Source organism: Pontibacter ummariensis (assembly GCF_900188175.1).
Lineage (GTDB): Bacteria > Bacteroidota > Bacteroidia > Cytophagales > Hymenobacteraceae > Pontibacter > Pontibacter ummariensis.
Genome location: NZ_FZOQ01000003.1, coordinates 1 through 19,682 on the forward strand (window position 1 = coordinate 1; position 19,682 = coordinate 19,682).

Annotated in this window: 19 protein-coding genes, 1 tRNA gene and 1 pseudogene; 12 read left to right on the top strand and 9 right to left on the bottom strand. The window is 49.5% G+C overall.

Annotated elements, in window-relative coordinates:
* Positions 1-513: 513 nt before the first annotated feature.
* The 3 genes and pseudogenes from CHB92_RS26555 to CHB92_RS04030 form a co-directional block, all read left to right on the top strand.
* Positions 514-1,132 (top strand): annotated as a pseudogene (locus tag CHB92_RS26555) (transposase); the annotation flags it as partial.
* A gap of 703 nt (positions 1,133-1,835) precedes the next feature.
* Positions 1,836-1,908 (top strand) — tRNA-Phe (locus CHB92_RS04025).
* Between the two features lie 281 nt (positions 1,909-2,189).
* Entirely contained in the window at positions 2,190-2,696 is a 507-nt protein-coding gene (locus CHB92_RS04030) for a TlpA family protein disulfide reductase (protein WP_089317900.1), read from the top strand.
* Here the strand turns inward: CHB92_RS04030 and CHB92_RS04035 are convergent.
* Entirely contained in the window at positions 2,693-3,796 is a 1,104-nt protein-coding gene (locus tag CHB92_RS04035) for a tetratricopeptide repeat protein (RefSeq protein WP_089317901.1), read from the bottom strand. The genes CHB92_RS04030 and CHB92_RS04035 overlap by 4 nt on opposite strands.
* Positions 3,797-3,953: 157 nt before the next feature.
* Here CHB92_RS04035 and CHB92_RS04040 point away from each other — a divergent pair, with 157 nt between their 5' ends.
* From CHB92_RS04040 to CHB92_RS04050, 3 genes are read left to right on the top strand one after another with little or no spacing between them, the layout of a single operon-like run.
* A complete protein-coding gene (locus CHB92_RS04040) occupies positions 3,954-4,334 on the top strand; it encodes a phage holin family protein (protein WP_089317902.1) in 381 nt (126 codons plus the stop codon).
* On the top strand, positions 4,331-4,927 hold the full coding sequence (locus CHB92_RS04045) for a hypothetical protein (protein ID WP_089317903.1): 597 nt from the start codon (positions 4,331-4,333) through the stop codon (positions 4,925-4,927). Before CHB92_RS04040 ends, CHB92_RS04045 begins: the two co-directional genes overlap by 4 nt.
* Positions 4,917-5,678 (top strand): geranylgeranylglyceryl/heptaprenylglyceryl phosphate synthase, encoded by a 762-nt coding sequence (locus CHB92_RS04050; protein WP_089317904.1) that lies wholly within the window; start codon positions 4,917-4,919, stop codon positions 5,676-5,678. Before CHB92_RS04045 ends, CHB92_RS04050 begins: the two co-directional genes overlap by 11 nt.
* Here CHB92_RS04050 and CHB92_RS04055 read toward each other — a convergent pair.
* The 7 genes from CHB92_RS04055 to panC all read right to left on the bottom strand — a co-directional run bounded on the left by CHB92_RS04055 (position 5,661) and on the right by panC (position 11,623).
* Complete coding sequence (locus CHB92_RS04055) at positions 5,661-6,587, bottom strand: AraC family transcriptional regulator (protein ID WP_089317905.1); 927 nt, start codon at positions 6,585-6,587, stop codon at positions 5,661-5,663. The genes CHB92_RS04050 and CHB92_RS04055 overlap by 18 nt on opposite strands.
* A gap of 160 nt (positions 6,588-6,747) precedes the next feature.
* Entirely contained in the window at positions 6,748-7,887 is a 1,140-nt protein-coding gene (locus CHB92_RS04060; protein ID WP_089317906.1) for an acyl-CoA dehydrogenase, read from the bottom strand.
* Positions 7,888-8,099: 212 nt separating this feature from the next.
* Positions 8,100-8,780 (bottom strand): zinc metallopeptidase, encoded by a 681-nt coding sequence (locus tag CHB92_RS04065; protein ID WP_089317907.1) that lies wholly within the window; start codon positions 8,778-8,780, stop codon positions 8,100-8,102.
* A 4-nt stretch (positions 8,781-8,784) separates the two neighbouring features.
* Positions 8,785-9,285, bottom strand: coding sequence for a D-glycero-beta-D-manno-heptose 1-phosphate adenylyltransferase (rfaE2, locus tag CHB92_RS04070; RefSeq protein ID WP_089317908.1), 501 nt, complete (start codon positions 9,283-9,285; stop codon positions 8,785-8,787).
* The gene (locus tag CHB92_RS04075; protein ID WP_089317909.1) at positions 9,269-10,315 is read right to left on the bottom strand and encodes a lysylphosphatidylglycerol synthase transmembrane domain-containing protein; all 1,047 of its coding nucleotides are present in this window, start codon (positions 10,313-10,315) and stop codon (positions 9,269-9,271) included. The genes rfaE2 and CHB92_RS04075 overlap by 17 nt, the downstream gene beginning before the upstream one ends.
* Positions 10,316-10,325: 10 nt before the next feature.
* Positions 10,326-10,673: an aspartate 1-decarboxylase gene (gene panD / locus CHB92_RS04080; RefSeq protein WP_089317910.1), complete on the bottom strand. Its 348-nt coding sequence runs from the start codon at positions 10,671-10,673 to the stop codon at positions 10,326-10,328.
* A gap of 95 nt (positions 10,674-10,768) precedes the next feature.
* The gene (panC, locus tag CHB92_RS04085) at positions 10,769-11,623 is read right to left on the bottom strand and encodes a pantoate--beta-alanine ligase (protein WP_089317911.1); all 855 of its coding nucleotides are present in this window, start codon (positions 11,621-11,623) and stop codon (positions 10,769-10,771) included.
* A 136-nt stretch (positions 11,624-11,759) separates the two neighbouring features.
* Between panC and CHB92_RS04090 the strand changes: the two genes are divergently transcribed.
* The 3 genes from CHB92_RS04090 to CHB92_RS04100 all read left to right on the top strand — a co-directional run bounded on the left by CHB92_RS04090 (position 11,760) and on the right by CHB92_RS04100 (position 15,282).
* Positions 11,760-12,587: a glycogen/starch synthase gene (locus CHB92_RS04090; protein WP_089317912.1), complete on the top strand. Its 828-nt coding sequence runs from the start codon at positions 11,760-11,762 to the stop codon at positions 12,585-12,587.
* Positions 12,588-12,879: 292 nt separating this feature from the next.
* A complete protein-coding gene (gene glmS, locus CHB92_RS04095; RefSeq protein WP_089317913.1) occupies positions 12,880-14,715 on the top strand; it encodes a glutamine--fructose-6-phosphate transaminase (isomerizing) in 1,836 nt (611 codons plus the stop codon).
* 186 nt (positions 14,716-14,901) lie between these two features.
* Positions 14,902-15,282: a RidA family protein gene (locus CHB92_RS04100; protein WP_089317914.1), complete on the top strand. Its 381-nt coding sequence runs from the start codon at positions 14,902-14,904 to the stop codon at positions 15,280-15,282.
* 111 nt (positions 15,283-15,393) lie between these two features.
* On the opposite strand, the gene CHB92_RS04105 is transcribed toward CHB92_RS04100, so the two are convergent.
* Positions 15,394-16,416, bottom strand: coding sequence for a YihY/virulence factor BrkB family protein (locus CHB92_RS04105; RefSeq protein ID WP_089317915.1), 1,023 nt, complete (start codon positions 16,414-16,416; stop codon positions 15,394-15,396).
* A gap of 182 nt (positions 16,417-16,598) precedes the next feature.
* Between CHB92_RS04105 and gltX the strand changes: the two genes are divergently transcribed.
* From gltX to CHB92_RS04120, 3 genes are all read left to right on the top strand, one after another.
* A complete protein-coding gene (gltX, locus tag CHB92_RS04110) occupies positions 16,599-18,140 on the top strand; it encodes a glutamate--tRNA ligase (protein ID WP_089317916.1) in 1,542 nt (513 codons plus the stop codon).
* Positions 18,141-18,271: 131 nt separating this feature from the next.
* A complete protein-coding gene (locus CHB92_RS04115) occupies positions 18,272-18,643 on the top strand; it encodes a hypothetical protein (protein ID WP_089317917.1) in 372 nt (123 codons plus the stop codon).
* A gap of 128 nt (positions 18,644-18,771) precedes the next feature.
* A complete protein-coding gene (locus tag CHB92_RS04120; RefSeq protein ID WP_089317918.1) occupies positions 18,772-19,539 on the top strand; it encodes a TIGR00266 family protein in 768 nt (255 codons plus the stop codon).
* The last annotated feature ends 143 nt before the right edge of the window (positions 19,540-19,682 follow it).

Sequence of the window (19,682 nt, forward strand, 5' to 3'; positions counted from 1 at the left end):
TTGCGGGCTGCAAAGTTCGGTGTTTCTCTCTAAACCACCAAGCTTTTTCTTTTATTTTTTTTCGACCGGCTCTTTCTTTGCCCAAGAAGTGTACCAGGCCTCCCCTTCCTTGTGAAGCGGGCTGCAAAGGTAAGAAGAGTTTTTCGTTTTGCAAGCACCAGGGGAGAGTTTTTCCTCTTTTCCCTTTGCCTGCTAATGCTCGCTACGGCCCCTGTTATCGCTGCCCCTGTCCTGCCGAAGGGAGCGCAAAGGTAGGCAAAGTTTCCCTAGAGGCAAGGCCCAAGGGAAGATCAGCGCTAGCAAAAGGCTAAGTGGCTCAGGCAGTGGGAGATTCTTTTTTACCGCCCCCCGGCCCCTATCTTCCTGAGCGGGCGCTAGAGGGTAACAGCCAGAGGACCGGCGGAAGTTCCTATAATAACGTGAGCTCGGGAATTAATCAGGCTTTTACTAAAACAATAAGGCTAAGGATCAGGTAGAACTATTATTTCATGCTTCACCTAATCCCCTATCCTTATGCACTTTATCATAGGTACTCGAAAAGTGGTTGAAGTGCCAGAGTTACATCGACGACCTCTGCAAGTAAGTCAAAGCTTACTTCTCGTCGCACCCCCTTCCTACAGGACTGATCCAGAAGCACGCTTCGGGAAGGAGGCCCTCTCTTTCCGAGAGTCAGGTCCTGACTGTCCTCACCCTTTACCACCTGTCTGGCTTTAAGTGCTTTGAGTACTACTATGAGCGCCTGGTTCTAGGGGAGATGAGAAGCTTCTTCCCTAGGGCCTGCTCTTACACCCAATTCCTGGAGCTTGCCCGCCAGGCCTGCTTTCACGCTTTCCTTTTGGCCCAGTGCCGGTGTAGCCTCTCGGAGAAGACCGGCCACTACCACATCGACCCCAAGAAGCTGCCCGTCTGCCACAACCTCCGCATCAGCTCCTACGGGATCTTCGAGGGGGTAGCCTCAAGGGGAAAAGGCTCCACTGGCTGGTTCTTCGGCCTTAAGCGGCACCCGGTGGTAAACGAGCACGGGCAGCTGGTCCGCCCCCTCCTCACTCCGGCCAACGTGGCTGACAACAACCGCCAGGTGCTAAATTACCTGTTCGAGGGCCTACAGCGCAAGTGCTACGGGGACAGGGGCTAGCTGTCTTTCTTAATGGAGGAGTTGCTGTCTGGTGCAGCACAGCTTTGCTCTTACGCTTCGACGTTATGGTAACAGGGTTAGCATTAAGGAGTCTTGTTTTCTGGAGCCAGAGAAAGACTACAGAGGGCGTTCGCCGTTTGTTCATGTAGAAAAGCCCTCAACTCTCGAAACGCTGCAGGAAGACCTCAATATGCTTCGGTTCAACCTTTCTCACAGCAGGCTTGGCATATCCACTGTCCTTGAGGAAACAGGAGAACTCTTTACATACGTTCTGTATGTCTCTCCGGTAAGTCTAACTGAAGGACGCGGGTATTGTACGGGCAACTTCTATCAGTTAAGAAAGTACGCCTGTGTCATTAGGCTTAGTCACGCTCTGGTTCGGGGCCCACCCGCGTTGTAGGGCGTATACAGTTCCCGAGCCAATCGCTTCAGCTCTTTTCCTATAGGGAATGGTCTTACAATGGTTGGGGTTACAGATAATTCTCAAAAGGAATCCGTTGTGGAAACGGTGGCGCTTCCCCTCTAGGTAGACATAAACAAATACTCTCTTGCTGAGCTCGGTGGGGTTGTAGATACGCGGTTCTGAAAATATATGCAACAGTGGTTGTTGTCTCACCCCGTAAGAAAAGAATGTTTGCACCTTAAAAGTTCCTTGCTACTTTTGCATACCCTTGCGGAACAAGGGGACACAACAAGAGCTGGTGATGTAGCTCAGTTGGTAGAGCAAAGGACTGAAAATCCTTGTGTCGGTGGTTCGATTCCACTCATCACCACGAAAACCTCTCCTTAACCGGAGAGGTTTTTTTGTTTCCTCTGCTTTCTCCTTCAACAGGCCCTCTATACTTTATTTCACCGGCAAGGTTCTAAATCCTCTCCTGCCCGTGAACTTTTAAGCAAAGTTTAATACTTTAGTTTTAGACCAAACCTTGAGGCATGAGAAGGACAACACAATGGAGCGCAATATTTGCAGGCATGGCAGCGGGCATTGGCACAGTATTGCTGCTCACCCTTATTTACTTTTTCTTTTTCCAAAAGCTAGCGCTGTAAAACAACCATGAGCAGAAGAAGAATATTTTGGACGGCCTATGCCGTTGGATTCGTAGTAGCTTCCCTGATCGCATCCTTTGCCATCTTCCAGTTCCACAAGCTGGTGCCCCAAAGCGTAGACTGGCAGGCCCTGCGGCTGTCGGACCTGGAAGGCAAGCCGGTATCGCTGGCAGATTATGAAGACAAAGTGTTGTTGGTGAACGTGTGGGCCACTTGGTGCAAGCCCTGTATTAAGGAGATGCCCTCTCTGGACGCACTACAGCAGCAGCACTCTGACAAACTGGCTGTGCTTACAATATCAGACGAAGACAAGGACAAGCTGGAGAAATTCAGGGAAGGGCGTGGTTACAGCATAGACTTTCTGAAGGCGAACGCGCCCCTTACCAGCCAGTCGCTTACGGTTTACCCCACATCATACCTTCTTTCTAAAGCAGGGGAAATAGAGGCTATCTACCTGGGAGAGCAGGACTGGAGCAGCCCGAAGATACAGGAAAAGCTACAACAGCTTTTTTAATCCTGGCAGTTTGCCCGTAGCTCCAGTAAGGCGGCACTATATCCCAACTGGTAGGCATCATTAAAATGTGCGCAGGCAGAATCCGGTTGTTGCTGCTCTATTTCTGTGCGCCCTAACAGGTAATACAAACGTCCGTTTTCCTTGTCGGCCGCCAACGCCTTCCGGTAGTCCTGCTCCGACCGGGCATAGTCTCCCTGTTTGTAATAACCAAAGCCGCGATAGGTCAGCGCGTCCACCTCATTTTGGCAAGCATCGCCACAGTTCGCCAGAAAAGAGGTAAAATCAGCAATAGCATCCTCATACTCCTTTAGATAGAACAGCCGCACCTCTCCCCTGGCCAGGTGCGCCCGCCACAGCTTTTTGTTTAGCTGTAGCGCCTGCGTCAGGTCCGCTTCCGCCTGCTGGTATTGGGCCAACTGCTGCAGACTGCGCCCGCGCATGTAAAACGCCTGCGCCGACGGCCGCTCCTGCAGCGCGATTGCCTTGTTCAGGTCGCTCAGGGCAGAGTTGTAGTTCTCATACACGTCCAACTCTATCATTCCACGCGCTTCGTAAGCAGCCCCATTCTCCGGCATAAAATGGATTGCATCAGACAAAAGCCTGTGCGCGCTACTGTACTTACCCCCTTCAATATAGGTTAAGGCAGTCCTATACTTGTCCTCCCCGGTAATATGATCCATCACCGTCTTTAACAGAAAGCTGAAAAGCAACAGGCCGGCTACAAAACTAACGGTAATGTACCAGTCCTTGCGGGAGAAGCGCCTGTTGTTCCGCTTTATGTTGCGGTAATAGCGTTCGGAAACACTCGCCGGGGGGCGGGTCTGGTAGTAACGCGTCTCGTGGTGCTGCGGCCGGTACTGGTTCACGGGGCGCTGCAACTCCCGCTGATACTGCAGGCGCAAATCGTAGCGCGCGCGCTTATCCGGGTTAGACAGCGTTTGGTAAGCCGTATTCACCAGCTTAAACAGCTCCTCTGCATGCTTGTCACCCGGGTTCCTATCCGGGTGATACTTTAGCGCGAGCTGCTTATAAGCGGCTTTCACCTCTTTTGCCGTGGCGGTGGGGCTGATACCTAAAACATTATATAAGTTATGCTCCAAACAGATGAAATTCAGAAAAAAACAATCTTAAATTTAGCAAAATCCGGACAATATGTAGCAAATTCCGTACTACACACTTACCCTTAGTTTTACTTTTCGTAAATTTTTAAATATACCTCCGTATACAGAAAAAGCACTTAAAAAGCTGAAAGAAACTATGGCTATACAAGATAACGGTACGCAGGAGCGGAACACCAGTCTTATCGAGAACCTGATGGGGTACATTGATACCCGCATAGATATCATACGTTTAGAAATACAGGAAAAGCTGAAGGCCTCCTTTGTAGGCTTGATGCACGTAGCCCTGTTAGCATTTGCCGGCTTTATGAGTCTTATTTTTGTTAACATTTTCCTGGGCCTCCTGTTAAACGAACTGTTGGATAGCACCTTCTGGGGGTTCGGCATCGTTGCCCTGTTCTATGTACTGCTGCTGGTAGTCCTGCTGATAGGTCTGGACAAGAAAGCGTTCCAGGGCCTAGCTGATAAAACATTTGACAATACTATTTATAAGTCTGACAAAAGAGAGCCACACGTATGAGCGAGTTATCCAATCCTTTATTTGACAATGAGCGGGAGTTCTTAGAGCGGCAGAAAGAAGAGTACAAAAACGCCCTGATGGGTGATGTGGACCAGATTAAGGCCCAGGGACAGGAAATGGGCAAGAAAGCCGCCATTGCGGGAGGAGTGCTGCTGGCCGGCTACCTGCTGAAGTGCCTGTTTAGCAGCAGCGATAAAAAGAAAGAGAAAAAAGAAGCCAAAAAGGAGAAGCACAGCAAAAGCAAGCACCGGAAAGCAAGTGAAACCATTCCAGTACAAGCCCCTTTGGTAGCGGTTACCCCACACCTGGGTGCACAGCGGGAGGGTTCCCTGCCTACGTCTGTGCGGGCAGTATACCCACACCCGGTTCAGACAGCCCCTCCTAGGCAGGAGGCAAAAAAGAGCTTTTTCGAGTCGGATGTGGCTAAGGCACTGACCCAGCAAGTAGTAGCGCTGGCCATGGTCTACGCTACAAAAAAGCTGGAGGATTACTTAAGTGGTGTCTCTGAAAATGACGATATTGCAGCTAAGCCAATAGAGGTTACTGAGATAGAGACAACCGAGTATATCATTCCAAAAGAGGATGCCGTTTAAAGACCTTTGCCAACAAAAAACCACTTCAGGCAGGAAGCACTTTGCAGTTCTGTTAGATCCAGATAACCTTACAGAGGCCTCCTGCCTGAATCTTTTAACACTTACCGAATCTCATCCTGTTGATTTTTTCTTTGTCGGGGGCAGCCTTGTCACCACAGACCACCAAGCCGGCCTCATACGGCTTCTAAAGGAACACAGCACAGTCCCCGTTATCCTTTTCCCAAGCAACAGCCTGCACATCGACAAGCAGGCTGACGGCATCCTGCTACTCTCGCTTATCTCTGGTCGTAACGCTGACTTCCTGATCGGCCAGCATGTGATTGCAGCCCCCATGCTGAAAGCCAGCCAACTGCAGGTGTACCCGACAGGCTACATGCTCGTGGACACCGGACGGCAGACAACAGCGTCTTACATGAGCGGCACTGCGCCTGTCCCTTTCGATAAGCCTGCAATCGCTGCCTGTACCGCCATGGCGGGAGAACTCCTGGGCCTGCAATACATTTACCTGGACGGTGGAAGCGGCGCCATGAAACCTGTTTCTGCGGAAATGATCGCTGCCGTGCGCGAGGCCGTGGAGGTGCCCGTGATTGTTGGAGGAGGCATCAACACAACCGAAAAGGCAAAAGCAGCCTTGGATGCGGGCGCAGATGTGCTCGTGGTTGGGAACCATATAGAAAAAAACCCCGGCTTTTTGGCCGAGGTTTCTAATCTTGTTGCTTCGTATAATGTAGCCTTAGATGTTCATCGCTGATTCGCGACGACGCATCTTGCCGGCCGGTATACCGAACATCATCTTAAAGCGGCGGCAGAAGTAAGCTGTGTCTTTATAGCCCACGTCTTTGCCGATCTCACGGATGCTTCTCTTTGTAGTACGCAGCAGGAACACGGCGCGCTCCATACGCTGGTACTCGATGTAGTCCTGCGGGTTAATGCCTGTCAGCATTTTGAAGTACTGGCCTACATAGTCCTCAGACACGTTCGCCACATTAGAAAGCACCTTGTTCGATAGGTCGCCACCCAGGTTCTCCTTAATGTAGTTGAACAGGTCGATGAGGCGAGGATCTTTGAAGTAAGTACTGTTTGTCGCCAACTGCTCCACAAACATTCTGTTCTTCAGGATATGACGCACAATCTCCACCACGATCTGCTCTGTGTAGAGGCCGATCAGGCGCTCTTTGCCTGGCAGGTCCTGCATGCTCTCCTCTACCACCTTGATCACAAGGTTGGCCAACTTGTTATTGTTGGAGATAAGGAACGCCGGCAAGTCCAGCGAAGCGAAGAAGTTAACGGAGTCGAATACTTTCGCCTCAAAACTCACATAGCTGTGGCTCTCATCCGCGTCACCAATCAGGTCAAGGTCGTTGTTGCTTCTAAAGAACTTTTCTCTGTTTGTGATCAGGTCATCATTGGTGATGGACTTACCCTCACCAGCAGGACCATACGTAACCTTCGTGCTTCGGCCACCCGGAATGAATAGAAGTTCCCCCTCTTCTACCATTTGCTCCTCATCACCGAAAAAGATGCTGCCCTTATGTAGCAGGATCAAATTGTTGCCAACATCGTAGTAGTTGCGAACAGTAAATGGCTGCTGCAACACTAGATTTTTAGCCTTAATGAACCGCACCCCAAGCGATTCAATAATCTTATTGTAATCTTCCATGTGTGTTACCAACTAACTTTTATACTATAAACCCTTTAAATTTGGCCTAAAGCTAAGATTAATCTTTATAAAATTCAAAATAAATTTTGAAAATAAATTTTAATTCAATAAACCCTATCTATAGCCCAAACGTCACGCAAGCAAGGTTTTGCACCTCATTTTACTTCAGTAGTTCTCTCGAAATTACTATTTTCTGTATCTCTGAAGTCCCTTCATAGATTTGTGTGATTTTTGCATCCCGCATCAAGCGCTCTACATGGTACTCTTTCACGAAACCATATCCCCCATGAATCTGAACAGCCTCTACCGTGGTATCCATAGCTACTTTTGATGCAAACAGCTTCGCCATGGCCCCCGACATTGCATAATCCTGGTGCGTGTCTTTATCGTAGGCGGCTTGCAAACAAAGCAAACGGGCAGCCTCAATGTTTGTCCCCATGTCCGCCAGCTTAAACTGTATGGCCTGATGTTTTGCAATCTCCACGCCAAAAGCCTTACGCTCCTTAGAATACTTCAGGGCCAACTCAAAAGCGCCAGAGGCAATGCCTAAAGCCTGCGAAGCGATACCGATACGGCCACCTGCCAAAGTAGACATGGCAAACTTAAAGCCGAACCCGTCTTCGCCAATACGGTTCTCCTTTGGTACTTTAACATCAGTAAACATTAAAGAGTGCGTATCGGACCCACGTATCCCTAACTTGTTCTCTTTAGGGCCTATCGCGAAGCCTTCCATGCCGCGCTCCACGATCAACGCATTGATTCCGCGGTGCCCTTTCTCTGGGTGCGTTTGTGCAATAACCAGATACACAGAGGCCGTGCTGCCATTCGTGATCCAGTTCTTCGTACCATTCAGCAGGTAATAGTCTCCCTTATCCTCGGCGGTAGTGCGCTGGGAGGTAGCATCAGACCCTGCCTCCGGCTCCGACAGGCAGAAAGCCCCGATAACCTCACCCGTTGCCAGCTTTGTCAGATACTTTTGCTTTTGCTCTTCTGTACCGTACTTCTCCAGCCCCCAGCATACCAGGGAATTATTTACAGACATCACCACAGAGGCAGAGGCATCCACTTTGGAGATCTCCTCCATGGCCAAAACATAAGAAATAGTGTCCATACCGCCTCCACCGTACTTCGGGTCCACCATCATGCCCAGGAAGCCAAGCTCGCCCATTTTCTTCACCTGCTCAGCCGGAAACTTCTGGTGCTCGTCACGCTCTATAACGCCAGGGAGTAGTTCTGTCTGTGCAAAATCACGGGCGGCAGCCTGTACTGCCAAATGTTCTTCTGTCAATTGAAAATTCATATTTTTTATCTAAAGCGGAGTTAAAAAAAGCTTTTAATGGCACAAAACTATCAATTCAGTTGCATTTATTAAACCCTATATTCTAATTATTATTGTACAGGGCCCACTTCTTGTACTTATTTTATTTGTATTAGTTTTTGTACCACAAAAAAAGTGCCGCCTGCACATGAAGTACAGACGGCACTAACATAATCAGGCAGATTAAGAACTTACTAGTCGCGACGGCCCATTAAAATAGATACATAATACAACAGGGTAGCCAAAGAGCCCAGCGCTGCAACCACATAGGTAAGGGCTGCCCACTTTAAGGCGTCTTTCGCCATGCCATGCTCCTGCGGCGTAACTACGCCACGATCACTGATCCAGGCCAACGCGCGCTTACTGGCATCAAACTCCACTGGCAGCGTTACAAAGCTGAAGATGGTTGTCAGGCCGAATAGCGCCACACCGATGGCAAGCGGCACGGGTGTAGTTTGTATCATCAGGATACCGATCAGGATAATCCACTGCATGTAACGGGAGGCAATGCTCAGCGCCGGTACCATGGCGGAGCGGAACTTCAGGAAGCTATAGGCCTTCGCGTGCTGCACAGCATGGCCGCATTCGTGTGCCGCTACGGCCGCCGCGGCAGCGCTTCTCGCCTCGTACACGTACTCACTCAGGTTAACCGTCTTGTCAGCCGGGTTGTAGTGGTCTGTTAAACGACCTGCCACCGACATCACGCGCACATCCGTAATGCCATTGTCGTGCAGCATCATTTCAGCAATCTCCCGGCCACTTAGCCCGGAACTGATCGGAGTTTGGGAGTACTCTTTAAACTTGCTCTTTAAACGCCAACTAACCCCGGCGCTTATAAGCATGAAAACTATACCAATAAAATATATACCTAACATAGCTTTACTTTACTTGTGTTGTCTTTACTTGCTTCTCTATTTTCTTTACGATATTGGTGGTAGAATAACCGGTAACGAGTGGTACTGTTTTCACCTCTCCGCCCCGGGCCGTCACCACCTCGTGCCCGATAATCTGCTCGAGGGTATAATCATCGCCTTTTACCAGGACATCTGGTTGCACAGCTTTAATCAGTTCGAGCGGCGTATTATCATCGAAGAGCACTACTGCATCTATATACAAAAGAGATGCCACAACGCGCGCGCGTGACGTTTCGTCCTGAAGGGGTCTGCTTGGCCCTTTTATACGGCTGACAGAAGCGTCTGTATTCAAGCCTAAAACAAGCTTATCACCCAGTTGGCTGGCTTTTTCAAGGTAGTCTACATGACCAAGGTGCAGGATATCAAAGCAGCCATTGGTGAAAACGATTTTACAGCCCTGGCTGCGCCAGCTTTGCAGCTGCTCCTGTAAGGCTGGAAGGGTATAAATCTTATCTGTTGATCTCATGGTGGGCTTTCGGGTTCATTTCGGCAGGCCGTGCCCCCACAGGGCGACGCTTCAGCATGCTTACCATAAAACTAATCACTCCCATCAGAACAACCAAAAGTGTTTGTGAGGTATGCGCCAGCAGGGCATAGGCCATGCCGCCTTCTTTAGGCACGCCATACAGCAACAGGGTAGCCTGCACCAACAAGTGATAAACGCCTATGCCTCCCTGTACCGGGGCCGCCATCCCCAGGGTTCCTACCACTAATACAGAGAGCGCAGCCCCCCAGGAGAGCCCGGCGGTAGCGGGCAGGGCGTAAAAGACAACAAGCGAGGAGCCATAGTACATCAGCCACACGAAGCCTGTATGCCCCCAAAACGCCACTTGGTTGTCTAGCTTTGTGATACTGAAAATACCCCGCAGCGTCCCTTTCACAAACAAAACTACTTTTTGGAAATAGCTATTCTGTCGTAACAGGCTCAGATAGCGCAGAAACACTGCCAGTATGACAATACCAGAGCCCAGCAGTATCCAGAACAGCCAGTAGAAAGAAGTAAAGCTTTGCTCGAGACCTGCATACCTTTCCGAAAACAAATCGAGAAAGAAGCCCCGGATACGGTCGAACTCAACAAGGAAAGCAAGCGAGGTAACCACCCCAAGCATCAGCATGTCCACCATGCGCTCCGCAATGACAGTACCGAAGCCCGTGTTTACCGGTAAGCCGTCTGTGCGGCGGAGCATGCTGCAGCGCACTACCTCGCCCATGCGGGGCAGCACCAGGTTAGCCAGGTAGCCTACCATCATGGCGTTATAGGTATTCGTAAGGGTCGGGTGGTAACCCGTTGGCTTTATCTGCATCCGCCAACGTATGGCCCGGCTCCCATATGCCGAAGCCCCCATCAACACTGAGACCAACACCCATCCATAATCGGCGCTAAGAAACTCCGCCCACATTTTCTGAAAGTCCAGCTCCTTCAGCGCGTACCACATCAGAAAGACGGACACCCCCAGCAGCAGGACATACTTCAGAAATGAGAGCAGTTTACTCATGAAGCAAAGGCTACACCAAGCGGTTGTGCTGGTCAGGGAAAACAAGCGTAGGGGTATGGCTCTTGGCATCTTCGAACTTAATGCTGCAGTAAGAGATTACGATCACCACATCGCCTACCTGCACTTTTCGGGCGGCCGGTCCATTCAAGCAAACAGTCCCCGTACCACGCTCGCCCTTGATCACATAAGTTTCGAAGCGTTCTCCGTTGTTGATGTTAACAATCTGTACCTTCTCGTTTTCTACGATATTAGCCGCATCCATCAGGTCCTCATCTATGGTAATGCTACCCACATAGTGTAATTCGGCCTGTGTTACTTTACAACGGTGAATCTTGGATTTTAAAACCTCAATATACATGATATACTTTTGTAATAGGGCGCAATTTAGATAATTGGCAGCATATTAACTACCAAAGCCCAAGCCTCCTGAGGGGCTGTTACAGGGCAAACAATCTACGCTTCGTTTAAATTCACCAGCATGTTATCAATCAGGCGCACAGGCCCCACAAAGGCTGCTATACACAAGGCTACTTCCTGTTCCCCCTCCAGTTTAGTCAGCGGCTGCAGACTGTCAGGGTTGGCGATTTCGAAATACTCTAACTTTACCTGGTCTATGCCTTGCAGGTAAGCGGCTACGTTAGCTTTTATGTCGGCAACTTGTTCCTGCCCCAGCTGCTCTTTGGCGAGCTGCATTGCCTTATACAGGGAAGTAGCTACTCCGCGCTGCGTAGTATCCAAGCGCTTGTTTCGGGAGGACATCGCCAAGCCATCCGCCTCCCGGACAGTTGGGTAGCACACCAGTTCCAGGTCAAAGCTCAGGCCCTTTACCAACTGCCGCACAATGGCGACCTGCTGCAGGTCCTTTTGCCCGAAGTAGGCGCGATGCGGTTGCACGAAATGAAAGAGCTTGCTTACGATCGTGGCTACTCCGTTGAAATGGCCCGGGCGGTGCTCCCCTTCCATCACCTCCTCCAGCGCTCCGAAACTAAAATGCAGCAGTGGCTGTTGTGGATATACTTCCTCTGCGTCCGGAGAAAACAGGTAATTACAGCCGGCTATTTCTAACAACTGGATATCCTGCTCTAAAGTGCGGGGGTAAAGCTTGTAATCGTCGGGATTATTGAACTGTGTGGGATTAACGAAAATGCTGCAGATCGTGATATCGTTTTCGGAGGCTGAGGCACGCAGCAGTTGCAGGTGCCCCTCGTGCAGTGCCCCCATGGTAGGCACAAAGCCGATACGCTTGCCGCTACAGCGCAGCGATTGCACTGTTTCCCGAATAACATGAACCTGCTTTATAACTTCCATGTCGGTTGTTTTAGTGTTTTGATGATGCAAAAGCCGGCAAAAGTAAGTTATAGCGCATAAAATTGAAAATTAGAATAAAAATTACTAATTTTGCACGTCCCATTACTGTTGCTTATTAAATTTTAACTACATACCCATGTCAAAATTGCGAATCTTATACGCCGCCACCGAGATCAATCCTTTCTTGCAAACCACAAAAGTAGCAGAGTTTTTGCAAACCCTGCCACAAGGGATGCAAGAGCGAGGAATGGAGATCCGGATTTTTGTTCCCAGGTTCGGCCTGATCAATGAGCGCAAAAACCGTTTGCATGAGGTGGTACGCCTTTCGGGCATCAACATCGCCGTTGGCGACGATGAGAAACCTCTTGTGATAAAAGTGGCTTCCATCCCGAACGCCAAGTTACAGGTATATTTTATTGACAACGAAGACTATTTCCACAGAAAGTCTGTTTTCGTCGACAAGAACAACAAATTTCACCAGGATAACGACGAGCGCGCTATCTTCTTCTGTAAAGGAGTGATTGAAACCGTGAAGAAACTGGGCTGGGCTCCGGACATTGTACATTGCAACGACTGGATGACAGGCCTAATTCCAATGTATCTGAAGACGACTTACAAGAAGGACCCGATCTTTAAAGACGCTAAGTCCATGTTCACGGTGTATAACCATAACTATACACATAAATTCAGCAAGGACCTGCTAGAGAAAGTGAAAATGCTGGACATTGAGGACGAGATGCTGAAACACCTGGAGTCTGCCGACTGCGATGGCTTCATTAAATGTGGCATGGAGTATGCTGATGCTGTTATTAAGACGAACGAGAATTTCGGCGACAGCATAAACGCTTTGTTTAATGATTACATGAAAACAAAGAGCATTAGCACAGTAGGCGCTGATGACGCCTTGGTAGATAATTACTACAACTTGTACAACGAACTCTGCGGGTCATCAGCAGTAGCTTAGTAGAACAAGTTTCTGTTCAAAGTACTAGTGGCCAAACTACTGTTTTAGGATAGAAAGCATTTCATGCTAGTTGCAAAAGCTGCCGTTCACAACCAGGATAACTGGTTTGAGCGGCAGCTTTTGCTGTTAAAGATACTTTACCCGAATAAATTCACATTGGGAAGTGTAAATAAATTCACCTTAACTCCGTACCATCAGAAAGATGGACTGAGTCGTTAATTATCACCTATATATATTATAATCTATAAACAAGTACCTTTGCGGTACTTACTTATTTTACTATAAAGAAATTATGTGTGGAATTGTTGCATATGTAGGGCACAGAGAAGCTTGCCCGGTTATTATTAAAGGCCTGAAAAGGCTTGAGTACAGGGGGTACGACAGCGCAGGTATAGCTTTGATGAATGGTTCTTTGAACGTATATAAGAAAAAAGGAAAGGTAGCAGACTTGGAAGCTGCCCTTGCTGATGTAGATACGCATGGCAACATTGGCATAGGACATACCCGTTGGGCCACGCATGGGGAGCCGAACGATGTTAATGCACACCCACATTACTCTACGTCCAGAAACATTGCCATTATCCACAATGGTATTATTGAGAACTACGCTTCCTTAAAGCAACTGCTCATCCAGAAAGGACACACCTTTCAGTCAGAGACGGATTCGGAGGTATTCATTAACCTGATCGAAGACATCCGGGTTAACAATAACTGCTCATTGCCAGAGGCAGTTCGTTTGGCGATGCACGAAGTAGTAGGCGCTTATGCTATTGTCGTACTCTCTAAAGACACACCCAACCAATTGATCGCAGCCCGTAAAGGCAGCCCGCTAGTGGTTGGCATCGGCAAAGGAGAATTCTTCCTTGCTTCGGATGCTACGCCGATTATAGAGTATACCAACGAAGTAGTGTACCTGAACGATTACGAACTGGCGGTTATCCATGACGGGCAGTTAGATATTCGCACCAAAGAGGACGTGAAAAAGACCCCGTACGTGCAAACACTGGAGATGGCGCTGGAGTCTATAGAGAAGGGCGGCTATGAGCACTTCATGCTAAAAGAGATCTTTGAGCAGCCTAAGTCTATCCTGGACAGCATGCGCGGACGCATGATTGCCGAGAATGACCATTTAATGATGGCTGGCGTACGGGAGTTTGAGAACAAGTTCCAGAACGCTGACCGTATCATCATCGTGGCCTGTGGCACTTCCTGGCATGCTGGTCTGGTAGCAGAGTACCTGTTCGAGGATTTAGCCCGTATCCCGGTGGAGGTAGAGTATGCGTCAGAATTCCGCTACCGTAACCCAATTATTACAGAGAAAGACATTGTGATTGCCATTTCACAATCTGGTGAAACAGCAGACACACTGGCTGCTCTTGAGTTAGCGAAATCGAAAGGCGCAACTATTTTTGGTGTCTGTAATGTAGTGGGCTCTTCTATTGCCCGTGCTACTGACGCAGGTGCTTATACACATGCTGGCCCTGAAATCGGGGTAGCCAGCACAAAGGCTTTCACAGCGCAAGTAACCGTACTTACGCTAATTGCCATGATCATTGGCAAAAAGCGCGGCACCTTGGAAACCACGAAGCTACGCCAGTTGATTGCAGAGATGGAAAGCATCCCGAGCAAAGTAGAAAAGGCGCTACAACTGAATGAACAGATTATAGGCATTTCTGAAGTCTATAAAGACGCAACAAATTTCCTTTACCTGGGTCGCGGCTACAACTTCCCGGTTGCCTTGGAGGGCGCCCTTAAACTGAAGGAGATTTCTTATATACACGCTGAGGGCTATCCTGCGGCAGAGATGAAGCACGGCCCGATTGCCCTGATCGATGAGCAAATGCCGGTAGTGGTGATCGCGACCAAAGACAGCTCTTATGAGAAAATCGTATCGAATGTACAGGAGGTGCGTGCCCGTAAGGGTAAAGTAATCGCGGTTGTTACGGAAGGAGACACAACAATTCCTGCCATGGCTGATCATGTGATCGAGATACCAGAGACAAGCGAGCACCTGGTGCCACTGCTGTCGGTTATCCCGCTGCAGTTACTGTCTTACCACATTGCTGTAATGCGCGGCTGTAACGTAGACCAGCCACGTAACCTGGCGAAGTCTGTGACAGTAGAATAAAGAATTACTTAGAAACTGATAGAAAGGGAGCCTTGTTAGGTTCCCTTTTTTGCTTAGGATTTAGCACCTAAGGGAAGATACGGATGCTTCCATGTCGTTTTGATGAAAAGTCATTTGCCCCTGACAGAACAAGCCAGCCTCGGTTTCTGTACCTTTGAATGTAAACACTAATCCAACTTATTCACTATGGCACATACCATTATTAATTCCCCGAATGCCCCTGCCCCTATCGGCCCTTACAGCCAGGCCACCATGGCTAACGGCGTGTTGTATGTTTCTGGTCAGATAGCATTTGATCCCCAAAGCGGAGACCTGGTAAATGACAGTATCGAGAACGAAACGCATCAGGTGATGAAGAACCTGCAGGCAATTCTGCAAGAGGCGGGAATGGACTTTGGGAATGTTCTGAAGTGCACCATCTTCGTGAAAGACCTCAATAACTTCGGTCGCATAAACGAAACATACGGCAGCTATTTTAACAGTAATCCACCTGCCCGCGAAACGGTAGAGGTTAGCCGTCTCCCAAAAGACGTAAACGTAGAGATTTCTTGTATCGCTGCCAAATAACCTTTACATGATGAAGGAACAAAGGCAGCCCTTATTTTCTGTCTTTGTTCCTTTGTCTCTCTTTATCCCCCTTTAGCAGGTATGGGCAGGGTAAAAGATCCCTTACTAGGTTTAGATGTTTGCTCCTTTTGTTGCTTCCCCCTCATCGCCCTCTTTTACCTCTTCCCCTTCTATATTACCATACACTTCGCGCTCGTGCTTGCCGGGTTCTGCGTTCACTGCCGAGTTGCCTACCTCTACCTCCTGCCGTATTACGCGCACGGCATAGTCCGAAGGGTAAATATTGTAGCCGTATTTGCGGGAGTACACAAAGGTAAAAACAGCCCCAAAGAAGATGATCTGGGAAGTAAAGAACACCCAGGTCAGAATTACCACCACAGAGCCGGCAGCCCCATAGACCGAGCCAACATCGTTTTTGCCAAGATAGAAGCCAATCAGCCCCCGGAACAGCACAAACAGCAGTGAGGTCACGAAGGCGCCAATACTCACGTCCCGCCATCGTATCTTCGCATCGGGTAAGAACTTGTAAATGCAGGCAAACAGAAAGGACATGAGTAGAAAGGCCGACAGGAAGTTAGCGGCATGCAATACATAAATTACCCAACCGGAAAAGCGCGCCGTCAGGAAGTCTCCTATGGCTACTAAAAGCGTGTTGGCGAGCAAGGAGAGGAGAAGTACGATGGCTACTGCCAGGATCATCCCGAAGGAGAGGATTCTGTCCAGCAGCAGCTTCAGATAGCCCCGCTTGGGCACCGGCTTTACGTACCAGATATCGTTCAAAGAATTCTGCAGTGAGATAAAAACGCCCGTGGCTGCCACAAACAGGGCAATGGCACCCACCAGGGCCGCCCAGCTCAGGTCGCTGAACTCGTTCACATTCTCCACCATCTTCTGCACAGCATAGGCCCCTTCCGTCCCGATTAGCTCCTTGATGCGGTAATAAATCTCCCCAGACACAGCCTGCTTTCCGAAGAAGTAGCCAGCAGCGCTGATGATGATAATCAGCATGGGGGGTAGCGAGAAAATGGTATAGTACGCCAGGGCTGCTCCCTTCTGAAAGGAGTTGTTATCAATAAACTCAAGAGTAGTCTCTTTTAATAAGCACCAGGCTATCCATAGTCGCTTTCGTACCATTGCGAGCAGCTTTCATTCTATTTAGCAGATACGGAAATATCTGATTATGTTTATAATAAGCTAACCAACAGCGCCTTTGCTTGTTTTAAGCCTTCCGGGCTTAAAGGAGGTAGGTCTTACCGATACAAACTTTATTTCGTACCTTTGTGCCGAATTTGACAGATCTGAATCAGACTTTATACATGGAAAGAGAAGTTAGAGTACGCTTTGCCCCAAGCCCAACCGGGCCTCTCCATATTGGTGGTGTCCGCACTGCCCTTTATAACTTCCTGCTGGCCAGGAAAACCGGGGGAAAGATGATCCTCCGCATCGAAGACACCGACCAGACGCGCTTTGTACCTGGTGCCGAGGACTATATCCGCGAGTCGCTGGAGTGGTGTGGCATTGAGTTAGACGAAAGCCCCTGGAATGGAGGCCCCTACGCCCCCTATCGCCAGTCGGAGCGCAAGCCTATGTACATGCAGTACGCATTGCAGTTGGTAGAGGCAGGTCATGCCTACTATGCTTTTGATACAGCGGAGGAACTGGAGGCCATGCGTGAGCGATTGAAGGCAGCCAAGGTAGCCACACCGCAGTACAATGCCATCACCCGTGCCACCATGAAGAACTCCCTTACCCTTCCTGAGGATGAGGTAAAGCGTCGCCTGGAGTCCAGGGAGCCTTATGTTATTCGCCTGAAGGTGCCCCGTAAGGAGGAAGTACGCCTGAAAGACCTGATCCGTGGCTGGGTAATGGTGCACTCTTCTGCCATCGATGATAAAGTACTGATGAAGTCAGACGGAATGCCAACCTATCACTTGGCGAACATTGTGGACGATCACCTGATGAAGATCACGCACGTTATCCGCGGCGAAGAGTGGCTTCCATCTGCGCCGCTGCACGTGCTGCTGTATCGTTACCTGGGCTGGGAAGATACGATGCCGGAGTTTGCCCACCTGCCACTACTCCTGAAACCAGACGGAAACGGCAAACTGAGCAAGCGCGACGGCGATAAGTTAGGCTTCCCGGTATTCCCGCTTCGCTGGACTGACCCTAATACAGGCGAGGTATCCTCTGGCTACCGTGAGAGCGGCTACTTACCGGAAGCATTCACCAACTTCCTGGCTTTCCTGGGCTGGAATCCTGGCACGCAGCAGGAACTGTTCTCCATGGACGAATTGATACAGGAGTTTTCTGTGGAGCGCATCGGTAAATCCGGTACCCGCTTCGACATACAGAAGGCCCGCTGGTTTAACGAGCAGTACCTGCGCGCCAAACCGGACAACGAGTTAGCAGGTTACCTGATCAAGGCACTGGCGGAGCATAACATCACCACGACAGTAGACAAAGCCGAGAAGATTGCCGGGCTCATGAAAGAGCGCGTAAGCTTCCCGCAGGATTTCTGGCAGGAGGCGAAGTACTTCTTTGTGGCCCCTACGGAATACAACGAGAAGGTAGCCTCCAAGAAGTGGAACAGCCAGGCCGTGGCTGTGTTCGAGGACTTTAAAAATGAGTTACCATCACTGGAGAACTTTAATGCCGATGCCGTAAAAGATTTGTTAATGAGTATCCTGGAGCGCCGCGGCATGAAGATCGGTCAGGTACTACAGGCTCTTCGGCTAGCCGTTACCGGTGCGGAGGCTGGTCCTGACCTGATGCAGATTATCGAGGTGATTGGCCGCGAGGAAACCATTCAGCGCATCGAAACAGCTATAGAAAAGTTAAGCGCTTATGCATCAGCATAGGCTAAAACACCAATAAAAAGCGCAAAAGGCTAGCCTCTCCGGCTGGCCTTTTTTGTTGCCTAACTGTTTGGCCTTGCAACAAATTGTAGCCACAACGCTTATACAAAGAGAGAATTTAACGTTGAAAGATCATGGCCAAGAATAAGAAAGAAGGTAAAAACGCTAAAAAGAAGTCACGGGTACACAAAGACCTGGAGGGCTTTGAGATAAAGGTGAACGAGCATGGGGAGATCATCTCGAACTATAGCATCGATAAGATAAACGAGTTCCTGAACAGCAACGTGGAGGATAAGAAACTGATGAAGCGCGATGCTGCTGAGCGGGCCAAGCGCGAGGAAGAAGAGGCCTACCACGTGGAGGAGAACGAAGAACCGGAAGAAACAGACGAGGACTTCGTTCGCAACACCAGCGGCACCTCCGACGAGGAAGAGGACGAGAACCTACCCAAGGCACGCCGCCGCAGAAAAGGAGAGGAAGATGACGAGGAAGACGATGAGGACTAATATCCTGCAAGAGCTTGCATAAGAGATAAAAGGCAGAAGGGGCAGCTAAGGCACAACTAGCTGCCCCTTCTGCCTTTTTCTTAAATTTTGGCTATCTTTCTACTGTCACAAACCATATCAGCAAAACTATGAAGAACTCACACGAAGTAGACTACAAGATCTTTGGCAACGACATCCAAGTGCTGGAGATAGAACTGGATCCAAACGAGACGGTAATTGCAGAAGCCGGGGCCATGGTGTACATGGAGGAAGGCATTGACTTTCAGACTAAAATGGGTGATGGCTCTAACCCTACTCAAGGGTTCCTGGGTAAGCTGGTATCGGCGGGTACGCGTATGCTGACCGGAGAGTCTCTGTTCATGACGCACTTTACGCACCGTGGGCAGGGCAAAAGCCGGGTCGCCTTCTCCGCCCCCTACCCTGGCACCATCCTCCCCATCGATCTTAGCACCACCCGCAACAACAGCCTGATTACCCAAAAAGATGCTTTCCTGGCTGCAGCCCTGGGCACTAAACTAAGCATCCATTTCAATCAGCGGCTGGGTTCTGGCTTTTTTAGCGGCGAGGGCTTTATCTTACAGCGCATGCAGGGCGATGGCCTTGCCTTCGTGCACGCCGGCGGTACCATTGTAGAAAAGCAACTGGATAATGAGACGCTACGCGTGGATACAGGCTGTGTGGTAGCCTTTGAGGAAGGCATAGACTTTAGTGTACAGCGCGCAGGAGGACTCAAGTCGATGGTTTTTGGCGGCGAGGGCTTGTTCCTGGCTACGCTCCGTGGCACAGGCAAGGTATGGCTGCAGTCTATGCCCGTGAAGAAGCTGATTGAGGCATTGATGCCACGCGGAGAAAACGCAAACAAGGAAGGCGGCATGTTCAGCAGTTTCATGGAGTAGATGAAGCTACCTGCTCAATTGTAAACTGAGTTTATGTGTAGAATCTACCTTAGATAAACCTGCTAAAGCAAGAGCCCCGACAGATTAAACCTATCGGGGCTTTTGCTTTAAGCATTCAACTTTATTCTATTAAGATCTGTTGT

Coding starts and splice junctions, on each gene's coding strand:
- gltX (WP_089317916.1), top strand. CDS start 16,599: ATGGAAAGAGAAGTTAGAGTACGCTTTGCCCCAAGCCCAACCGGGCCT.
- CHB92_RS04115 (WP_089317917.1), top strand. CDS start 18,272: ATGGCCAAGAATAAGAAAGAAGGTAAAAACGCTAAAAAGAAGTCACGG.
- CHB92_RS04105 (WP_089317915.1), bottom strand. CDS start 16,416: ATGGTACGAAAGCGACTATGGATAGCCTGGTGCTTATTAAAAGAGACT.
- CHB92_RS04055 (WP_089317905.1), bottom strand. CDS start 6,587: ATGGAAGATTACAATAAGATTATTGAATCGCTTGGGGTGCGGTTCATT.
- CHB92_RS04040 (WP_089317902.1), top strand. CDS start 3,954: ATGGCTATACAAGATAACGGTACGCAGGAGCGGAACACCAGTCTTATC.
- CHB92_RS04065 (WP_089317907.1), bottom strand. CDS start 8,780: ATGTTAGGTATATATTTTATTGGTATAGTTTTCATGCTTATAAGCGCC.
- CHB92_RS04090 (WP_089317912.1), top strand. CDS start 11,760: ATGTCAAAATTGCGAATCTTATACGCCGCCACCGAGATCAATCCTTTC.
- panC (WP_089317911.1), bottom strand. CDS start 11,623: ATGGAAGTTATAAAGCAGGTTCATGTTATTCGGGAAACAGTGCAATCG.
- panD (WP_089317910.1), bottom strand. CDS start 10,673: ATGTATATTGAGGTTTTAAAATCCAAGATTCACCGTTGTAAAGTAACA.
- CHB92_RS04045 (WP_089317903.1), top strand. CDS start 4,331: ATGAGCGAGTTATCCAATCCTTTATTTGACAATGAGCGGGAGTTCTTA.
- glmS (WP_089317913.1), top strand. CDS start 12,880: ATGTGTGGAATTGTTGCATATGTAGGGCACAGAGAAGCTTGCCCGGTT.
- CHB92_RS04060 (WP_089317906.1), bottom strand. CDS start 7,887: ATGAATTTTCAATTGACAGAAGAACATTTGGCAGTACAGGCTGCCGCC.
- CHB92_RS04100 (WP_089317914.1), top strand. CDS start 14,902: ATGGCACATACCATTATTAATTCCCCGAATGCCCCTGCCCCTATCGGC.
- rfaE2 (WP_089317908.1), bottom strand. CDS start 9,285: ATGAGATCAACAGATAAGATTTATACCCTTCCAGCCTTACAGGAGCAG.
- CHB92_RS04075 (WP_089317909.1), bottom strand. CDS start 10,315: ATGAGTAAACTGCTCTCATTTCTGAAGTATGTCCTGCTGCTGGGGGTG.
- CHB92_RS04030 (WP_089317900.1), top strand. CDS start 2,190: ATGAGCAGAAGAAGAATATTTTGGACGGCCTATGCCGTTGGATTCGTA.
- CHB92_RS04050 (WP_089317904.1), top strand. CDS start 4,917: ATGCCGTTTAAAGACCTTTGCCAACAAAAAACCACTTCAGGCAGGAAG.
- CHB92_RS04120 (WP_089317918.1), top strand. CDS start 18,772: ATGAAGAACTCACACGAAGTAGACTACAAGATCTTTGGCAACGACATC.